10 protein-coding genes are annotated in these 7,326 nt (G+C 59.1%); 6 read left to right on the top strand and 4 right to left on the bottom strand.

The genetic code is table 11. The features are described 5' to 3' along the window. Nucleotides 1-119 precede the first annotated feature (119 nt). On the bottom strand, nt 120-554 hold the full coding sequence (locus A7K61_RS22920; RefSeq protein ID WP_044274565.1) for a PilZ domain-containing protein: 435 nt from the start codon (nt 552-554) through the stop codon (nt 120-122). Between A7K61_RS22920 and A7K61_RS22925 the strand changes: the two genes are divergently transcribed. The 4 genes from A7K61_RS22925 (at nt 553) to cysB (ending at nt 3,643) form a co-directional block, all read left to right on the top strand. Beyond that, nucleotides 553-939 (top strand): thioredoxin, encoded by a 387-nt coding sequence (locus tag A7K61_RS22925; protein ID WP_044274564.1) that lies wholly within the window; start codon nt 553-555, stop codon nt 937-939. The two genes, A7K61_RS22920 and A7K61_RS22925, sit on opposite strands and share 2 nt — an antisense overlap. Next, the gene (locus A7K61_RS22930; RefSeq protein WP_069558438.1) at nt 936-1,898 is read left to right on the top strand and encodes a putative 2-dehydropantoate 2-reductase; all 963 of its coding nucleotides are present in this window, start codon (nt 936-938) and stop codon (nt 1,896-1,898) included. The genes A7K61_RS22925 and A7K61_RS22930 overlap by 4 nt, the downstream gene beginning before the upstream one ends. A 165-nt stretch (nt 1,899-2,063) precedes the next feature. Further along, complete coding sequence (locus tag A7K61_RS22935) at nt 2,064-2,564, top strand: universal stress protein (RefSeq protein ID WP_044274562.1); 501 nt, start codon at nt 2,064-2,066, stop codon at nt 2,562-2,564. A 104-nt stretch (nt 2,565-2,668) separates the two neighbouring features. Beyond that, the gene (gene cysB / locus A7K61_RS22940) at nt 2,669-3,643 is read left to right on the top strand and encodes an HTH-type transcriptional regulator CysB (protein WP_003189876.1); all 975 of its coding nucleotides are present in this window, start codon (nt 2,669-2,671) and stop codon (nt 3,641-3,643) included. Nucleotides 3,644-3,766: 123 nt separating this feature from the next. Here the strand turns inward: cysB and A7K61_RS22945 are convergent, their stop codons facing one another. Together A7K61_RS22945 and A7K61_RS22950 are read right to left on the bottom strand one after the other, a co-directional pair. Further along, the gene (locus A7K61_RS22945) at nt 3,767-4,249 is read right to left on the bottom strand and encodes a GreA/GreB family elongation factor (RefSeq protein ID WP_069558442.1); all 483 of its coding nucleotides are present in this window, start codon (nt 4,247-4,249) and stop codon (nt 3,767-3,769) included. Nucleotides 4,250-4,263: 14 nt separating this feature from the next. Then, on the bottom strand, nt 4,264-4,635 hold the full coding sequence (locus A7K61_RS22950) for a hypothetical protein (RefSeq protein ID WP_069558439.1): 372 nt from the start codon (nt 4,633-4,635) through the stop codon (nt 4,264-4,266). A gap of 132 nt (nt 4,636-4,767) precedes the next feature. Between A7K61_RS22950 and earP the strand changes: the two genes are divergently transcribed. Together earP and A7K61_RS22960 are read left to right on the top strand one after the other, a co-directional pair. Next, nucleotides 4,768-5,901 carry an elongation factor P maturation arginine rhamnosyltransferase EarP gene (earP, locus tag A7K61_RS22955; protein ID WP_069558440.1) on the top strand — a complete coding sequence of 378 codons (1,134 nt, stop codon included), beginning with the start codon at nt 4,768-4,770 and terminating at the stop codon, nt 5,899-5,901. Nucleotides 5,902-5,950: 49 nt separating this feature from the next. Continuing rightward, the gene (locus A7K61_RS22960) at nt 5,951-6,523 is read left to right on the top strand and encodes an elongation factor P (RefSeq protein ID WP_003172723.1); all 573 of its coding nucleotides are present in this window, start codon (nt 5,951-5,953) and stop codon (nt 6,521-6,523) included. Nucleotides 6,524-6,589: 66 nt separating this feature from the next. Here A7K61_RS22960 and A7K61_RS22965 read toward each other — a convergent pair whose 3' ends face one another. After that, complete coding sequence (locus tag A7K61_RS22965) at nt 6,590-7,009, bottom strand: organic hydroperoxide resistance protein (RefSeq protein WP_010176159.1); 420 nt, start codon at nt 7,007-7,009, stop codon at nt 6,590-6,592. Nucleotides 7,010-7,326: the final 317 nt, after the last annotated feature.

Raw genomic sequence — 7,326 nt, forward strand, 5'->3', positions numbered from 1 at the left:
CCAGGGTCACGGGTGCCGGCCGCCAGCTATCCCCGTGCGGCGGGCACAGCATGATTTGAATGCAGGGGGGAGGAACCTTAGCGCGTAACACGGGCCCGCGACAATGGGCAAAGCCCGGTTTAATCCAGCGCTGGCTGCACAACCGCCTCATGGGAGAACTCGCCGGCATGGCGCGACACCCAATCGCGGGCCATGGCTTCCAATTGTGCAGGCGTTGGCTCGGCATCGTCGTGCAGGCGGCAGTAACGCTCGATCTGGCACACTTGCTCGCCCATCCGCGCACCGAACAAGGCGTGTTCATCGGTAAAGCAGATACCGATGCGATAGCCCTGTTCGACCTTGCGGCACCAGGCAACATAGCCCGGATAACGGGCGCTGGGCCCCAGGGAAGGTATATGCAGGTCAACCGCCGTGCCGGCGCGCCAGGCACGCGGCCAATTGCAGGCGATGCCGCCACGGCCGATAGTGTGCAGGCGTTGGCGGGGAAGGGCGGGAGAGGGACGTTGGATCAACTCGACAGCGACATCATCAGGGTGAGGTAAAAAACGACCCATGTACACGGACTCCGAGCGCCGTCCAGTTGACGGCAATGGCAGCAGTATAGTGAAGGAACTGGAATTGACCGACCTGGATATTGACCAGCAATTGCTGGGATTGCCAGGTATTTCGCTGGTAGTGTTCACCAGTGTCGGTTGTGCCAGTTGCCGCTGGGCACGCCAGCAATTGCCCGGCTGGCAATTGCCGGTGGACCGCGTGTGCTGGGTGGATGCCGGGCACAACGGCGGTGCGGTGCAACGCTACCAGATCTTTCATTTGCCGGCGTTGTTCCTGGTGTGCGAGGGTCAATTCCTTGGGCAATTACAGACACGTCTTACAGCGTCCGACCTCGCCGAATGCGTAAACCAGGCGCTAACCCGAACACCAGAGGATTTGCCATGACAGCAGTTGCAGCCCCGTCGCCACGCATTGGCATTATCGGCACCGGTGCCATTGGTGGTTACTACGGACTGATGCTGGCGCGTGCCGGCTTCGACGTGCATTTCCTGTTGCGCAGCGAATACGCCGCAGTGAGCAAGCATGGCTTGCACGTCAACAGTACGGTGCATGGGCAACTGCGCCTGCATCCGGTGCAGGCCTATGCCAGCGCCGCCGACATGCCGCCGTGCGACTGGCTATTGGTGGGCACCAAGTCCACCGGCAATGTGGACCTGGCGCCGACCATCGCCCAGGTGGCGGCGCCGGACGCCAAAGTGGTGCTCCTGCAAAACGGCCTCGATGTGGAAGACAGCCTGCGTGAACACCTGCCGCCGTCGCTGCATCTGTTGGGCGGCCTGTGCTACATCGGTGTGCACCGCTCGGCCCCCGGTGTGGTCGAGCATCAGGCGTTGGGCCGGGTCAACCTGGGCTATCACAGTGGCACGGCGGCCAACGATGAGGCGCGGCAACAGGCGATTGTCGAAGCCGGCGCCGGGCTGTTTCATCAAGCCGGTATCGAGTCCCAGGCCATGGCCAATGTGCATCTGGCGCGTTGGCACAAGCTGGTCTGGAACGTGCCGTTCAACGGCCTCTCGGTGTTGCTGGGCACAGGCACTACGGCCATGATGGCCGATGAGTCCAGCCGCGAGTTGATCCAGGCGCTGATGGCCGAGGTGGTGCAGGGCGCGCATGCGTGCGGGCATGAAATTGCTGCCAGCTACGCCGGGCAGATGTTCGCCATGACCGAAACCATGGACGACTACCTGCCCAGCATGTACCACGACCACCTGCACAAGCGGCCGTTGGAACTGGCGGCCATCTACGCCCGTCCCTTGGCCGCTGCCAAAGCGGCCGGTTGCGAACTGCCACGCATGCAGGCGCTTTACCAGGCCTTGAGTTTTATTGATCGGCACAACCGCTGATTGGGGGGAGCCACTATGGCGAAGGGGTTGGGTGACAAGCGGGTGCTTGCGATGTCCTTTCTACCAGGCCGTCTGGCTGGAAGCCCCAATGAGTTGAGAATCCAGACCGAGCGCTAGCTGCTAAGCTCATTCAATCCCCGCCATCCTGGCAGTCCAGGAGGTTCTATGATTCGTTCGATGCTGTTTGCCACGGACCTCGGTCTGTATGCGCCCTATGTGATGCAACATGCACTGGCGCTGGCGCGAACGTTCAAGGCCGAGCTGTATGTGATTCACGTGGTCGAACCCATCGGCTTGTTCGCCGAATCGGTGTTGCAGAGCTACCTTGATGAGGCCGCCTTGAGCGAATGGCAGAGCAAGGGGCTGAGCACGGTGATGGCGACGATTGAACAACGCGTGCTGGACAGCTTTCGAGAGGAGTGGGGGGAGGGGGAGCAGGACCTGCAATGGATTCGCTCGGTCAAGGTGATCCAGGGGGACCCTTGCGAGGTGATTCTCGACCAATTGCGCAAACTGTCCGTCGACTTGCTGGTCGTCGGCAGTCATAGCCAGGCAACCGGCGTGGCCGTCCCCCTTGGACGTACCGCCGCACGGGTGTTGCAGTTGTCCCCGGTGCCGGTTTACCTGGTGCCGTCGTTGCAGCGTCGGCGCAGTGACGACAGTTGATCGGTAAAAACGATAAAAAAGTTCTAGATTTATCCGCCAAACCTTTAATATAGTTATATACCGTCGCTGATACCCGTGGCGTCTATCTGCTTTGAGGGATTGATATGAAGCTTCAACAACTGCGCTACATCTGGGAAGTGGCGCACCACGACCTCAACGTTTCCGCTACCGCTCAAAGCCTCTACACCTCGCAGCCTGGTATCAGCAAGCAGATCCGCCTGCTCGAAGACGAGTTGGGCGTCGAAGTTTTCGCACGCAGTGGCAAACACCTGACCCGCGTCACTCCGGCTGGCGAGCGCATCATCACCACCGCCGGCGAGATCCTGCGTAAAGTCGAAAGCATCAAGCAGATTGCCCAGGAATTCTCCAACGAGAAGAAAGGCACCTTGTCGATCGCCACCACTCACACTCAGGCACGTTATGCACTGCCGCCGGTGATCCGCGATTTCATCAAGCAATACCCGGACGTGGCGCTGCACATGCACCAGGGTTCGCCGATGCAGATTGCCGAGATGGCCGCTGACGGCACCGTCGATTTTGCCATCGCCACCGAGGCCCTGGAATTGTTCGGCGACCTGGTGATGATGCCCTGCTACCGCTGGAACCGTTGCGTGGTTGTGCCTCAGGGGCACCCGTTGGCCAAGCTGCCGAAGCTGACCCTGGAAGCCTTGGCTGAATACCCGATCGTGACCTATGTGTTCGGCTTTACCGGCCGTTCCAAGCTCGACGAAGCCTTCAGCCATCGCGGCCTCACGCCCAAGGTGGTGTTCACCGCTGCCGATGCCGACGTGATCAAGACCTATGTGCGCCTCGGCCTGGGCGTTGGGATCGTTGCCAAGATGGCGGTCGACACCAACCTGGACAAAGACCTGGTGGTGCTGGATGCCAGCGAATTGTTCGAGTCCAGCGTGACCAAGATCGGTTTCCGCCGCGGTACTTTCCTGCGCGGTTTCATGTGCGACTTCATCGAGAAATTCGCGCCGCACCTGACCCGCGAAGTGATGGCCAAGGCGATCCAGTGCCACAACAAGCAAGAGCTGGAAGAGTTGTTCGACGGCGTCGAATTGCCCGTCCACTGACACGATTACCCTGTAGGAGCGAGCTTGCTCGCGAAGAGCGCCAACGATAACGCGCGGCGCCAGGTTGAATGCGGCGCCCTTGCGTTTCTTCGCGAGCGAGCTCGCTCCTACAGGGGCTGTAGGTTATCTGGCCTCGGTCACCGTAAAGTACTGCCGAGCGCCGGCCACCAAAATCTCCACTTCTTCATCGATACGCTTGCCCAACAGGCCTTTGCCCAAGGGCGAGCGCGGCGTGATGACGGTCACCGGTTGCCCGACCACATCCACTTTCAAACCCGCTGCATCCGGCGCCAGGAACAGCCATTGCTGACGACCGTCCTCGTCTTCCAGGCCTACCAGCGTGCCGATCTCTATCCCGCGTTGATCATCGTACGCACGTAGTTGCAGTTGCTGGCACAGCATCAGCGATTGCTTGATCTCCTCCACTCGCCGGGCCTGTCCGGTGGCCAGGTAGGAAGCCTCCAGGCCAAGGGTGTCGTATTTGTTTTCGGCAATGTTTTCTTCGTGGGTCGCGGTTTCGTAGGCGGTCTGCGCGGCGCGTTGGACGATGTCGAGGTCGACGGTGAGTTTTTCCAGGATCAACTGGAGCACGGCGTGTTTATTCATGGCGGTATTTGGCATCAATCGCAGAATTGCAGGACATTGGCCCGCGTCTTTTCATTGGGGGCGTTCTGGTCTTGTTGCAGCCAGAACTGGCATTTGGGGTTGGACAGATTGCGCGCGTTGCTTCGTGCCTGGTCCAAGGCCTGTTGTTGTTCCTGTTTTCGCAGGTTCTGCTGGTACTGTTCGAACAGCCGGTTCGGTGGTTGCGACTCATCAAACGTGGCCGGCTTGCCCAATTGCTGGACCGCCTGGGCCACCGGCGCCAGGCTCTGGGGGAACAGGTAGCGAGACGCCAGCCAAGTGGTCAGCGCAATGGCGATAAACCCCAGCCACACGCCTGCGGCAATCGCAATGCAGAGCTTGAATAGCGACAGCGGACGGTCAGACATAAGGGCCTCCTGGCAGGCTTTGACGGCATGGCGGTGATTGTCGCACAGCCACCGTGCAGAATAATCGCGATCAAGCCTTCTGCATCCACGCATTTATGCGGACAATCAGACCTTTGATCGATGGAGCCCGGAATGAAAGCCCGCTGGGATATTTTTTGCAGTGTCGTCGACAACTACGGCGACATCGGCGTGACCTGGCGCCTGGCCCGGCAGTTGGTGGTGGAGCATGGCTGTGATGTGCGTTTGTGGGTCGACGACCTGCGCGCCTTCGAACGCATGTGCCCGGACATTGATGTGCAGGTGGGCCAGCAATGGCAAGAGGGCGTGCAAGTGCGCCACTGGCCGGCCGAATGGCCAGGCGCACACCCGGCCGATGTGGTGATTGCCGCGTTCGCCTGCCAGCTACCGCCTGAATACATGGACCGCATGGCCGAGTGTGAGCGTGCGCCATTGTGGATGAACCTCGATTACCTCAGCGCCGAAGACTGGGTGGTGGGCTGCCATCGCTTGCCTTCGGTGAAGTACAAAGGCGTGCAGAAATACTTTTTCTTCCCCGGTTTTCGCCCTGGCACCGGCGGCCTGTTGCGTGAAGCCGGCTTGTTGGAGCGCCGCCAGGCATTTCAGCAGGATGACGTCGCGCAGCGACAGTTCCTGCAAAGCCTGGGCGTTGCTCCGACGGCCGGAGCGCGTTTGATGTCGCTGTTTGCCTATGAGAATGACGGCTTGGCCGGCTGGCTGGACGTATTGGCAGCCGATGGGCGTGGGACGCACTTGCTGGTGCCGGAAGGGCGCATTCTGGGGGATGTGCAACGCTGGCTAGGCGTGAACAGCTTGTCCGCAGGCGACATCCAGGTGCGCGGCGCGCTGACCGTACAGGTCATTGCATTCGTGCGTCAGGAGCAATATGACCATTTGCTGTGGTGCTGCGAATTCAACGCCGTGCGTGGCGAGGACTCATTCGTGCGTGCCCAGTGGGCGGGCAGGCCATTGCTGTGGCACATCTACCGCCAGGACGAAGACATCCACTTGGACAAGCTCGACGCCTTCCTGGAGCTGTACACCGCCGCACTTTCGCCGGCCGCCAAGGCTGCCGTCGTTACGCTCTGGCAAGCCTGGAACGCTGATGGCGATATGGCACAGTCCTGGAAAATGCTGCTGGAACATTGGCCCGAGGTCAGCCAGCACGCGCAGAACTGGTGTCTGGAACAAGGCTTGCAGGCCGATCTTGCGACGGCGCTGGTACAGTTTTATGAAAGTTGGATATGATACGCCACCTTGATTTTTGTCAATCCCATCCAAATTTCGGATATACGCAATGAAAACTGGTAAAGAACTGAAACCCGGTACAGTGATCCGTCTCGAAAACGACCCTTGGCTGGTTCAGAAAGCTGAGTTCACCAAGTCTGGTCGTAACAGCGCAATCATGAAGACCAAGCTGAAGAACCTGCTGACCGGTTACAAGACCGAGATCGTCTACAGCGCCGATGACAAACTGGACGATGTAATCCTCGACCGCAAAGAAGCGACCCTGTCCTTCATCAGCGGCGACACCTACACGTTCATGGACACCACTGACTACACCATGTACGAGCTGAACGCTGAAGATATCGAAGCCGTTCTGCCGTTCATTGAAGAAGGCATGGAAGACGTCTGCGAAGCTATCTTCTTCGAAGAGCGCCTGGTTTCCGTAGAGCTGCCGACCACCATCGTGCGTAAGGTTGCTTACACCGAAGGCTCCGCTCGCGGCGACACTTCCGGCAAGGTGATGAAGCCTGCCAAGCTGAGCAACGGTACCGAACTGCAAGTGGCCGATTTCATCGAAATCGACGACCTGATCGAGATCGACACCCGTGAAGGTGGTTCGTACAAAGGTCGCGCCAAGAAGTAATTCTGGCCCCGGCGATACGAAAAAAAGCCCGACCTTGAGTCGGGCTTTTTCATGGGCGTCTGTTTATCAGACCGTTACATGCAAGCGCACATCCACGTTGCCACGGGTGGCGTTGGAGTAAGGGCAGACTTGGTGCGCGGCATCGACCAGGCTTTGCGCATCATCCTGGGCCAGACCCGGCAGGCTGATATGCAGGTCGATATCCAGGCCGAAGCCGCCAGGGATCTGGCCGATGCCCACGTGGGCAGTGATCGACGCGTCATCCGGGATCTTGCGTTTGGTCTGGCTGGCAACAAATTTCAGTGCGCCGATAAAGCAAGCAGAGTAGCCGGCAGCAAACAATTGCTCGGGGTTAGTGGCCTGGCCACCTGCACCGCCCAACTCCTTTGGAGTCGACAGCTTGACGTCGAGGATATTGTCGCTGGAAACAGCGCGACCATCACGGCCGCCAGTGGCGGTGGCTACTGCGGTGTAGAGCGTTTGCATGGGGCGTTCCTCTGTGTTTTAGCGCTAAACATTTGCGCGCTAAGTAGTTGGTGAGATGAATGTATAGTGCTAATGTTTAGTGCGCAATATAAATTTTCAGCTTTTTGAATGATTGAAAAATTTGAAGGCGCCGCAGAGCAAAAAAGTGAGAGCTGGCTTGCCTGCGATTGCGGTGTGTCGGCCCTGAAAAAACTGACTGATTCGCCGCCATCGCAGCCTAGGTATCTACACAACTTTGCAGGCTGTAGCAGCAGACGGTAACCACGATGCGAAGCGAGCCGCTCTTGATCTTGATCTGCTTTTGATCTTGATCTTAG

The sequence above is a fragment of the Pseudomonas sp. AP42 genome (genome assembly GCF_001728935.1).
Taxonomy (GTDB): domain Bacteria; phylum Pseudomonadota; class Gammaproteobacteria; order Pseudomonadales; family Pseudomonadaceae; genus Aquipseudomonas; species Aquipseudomonas lactis.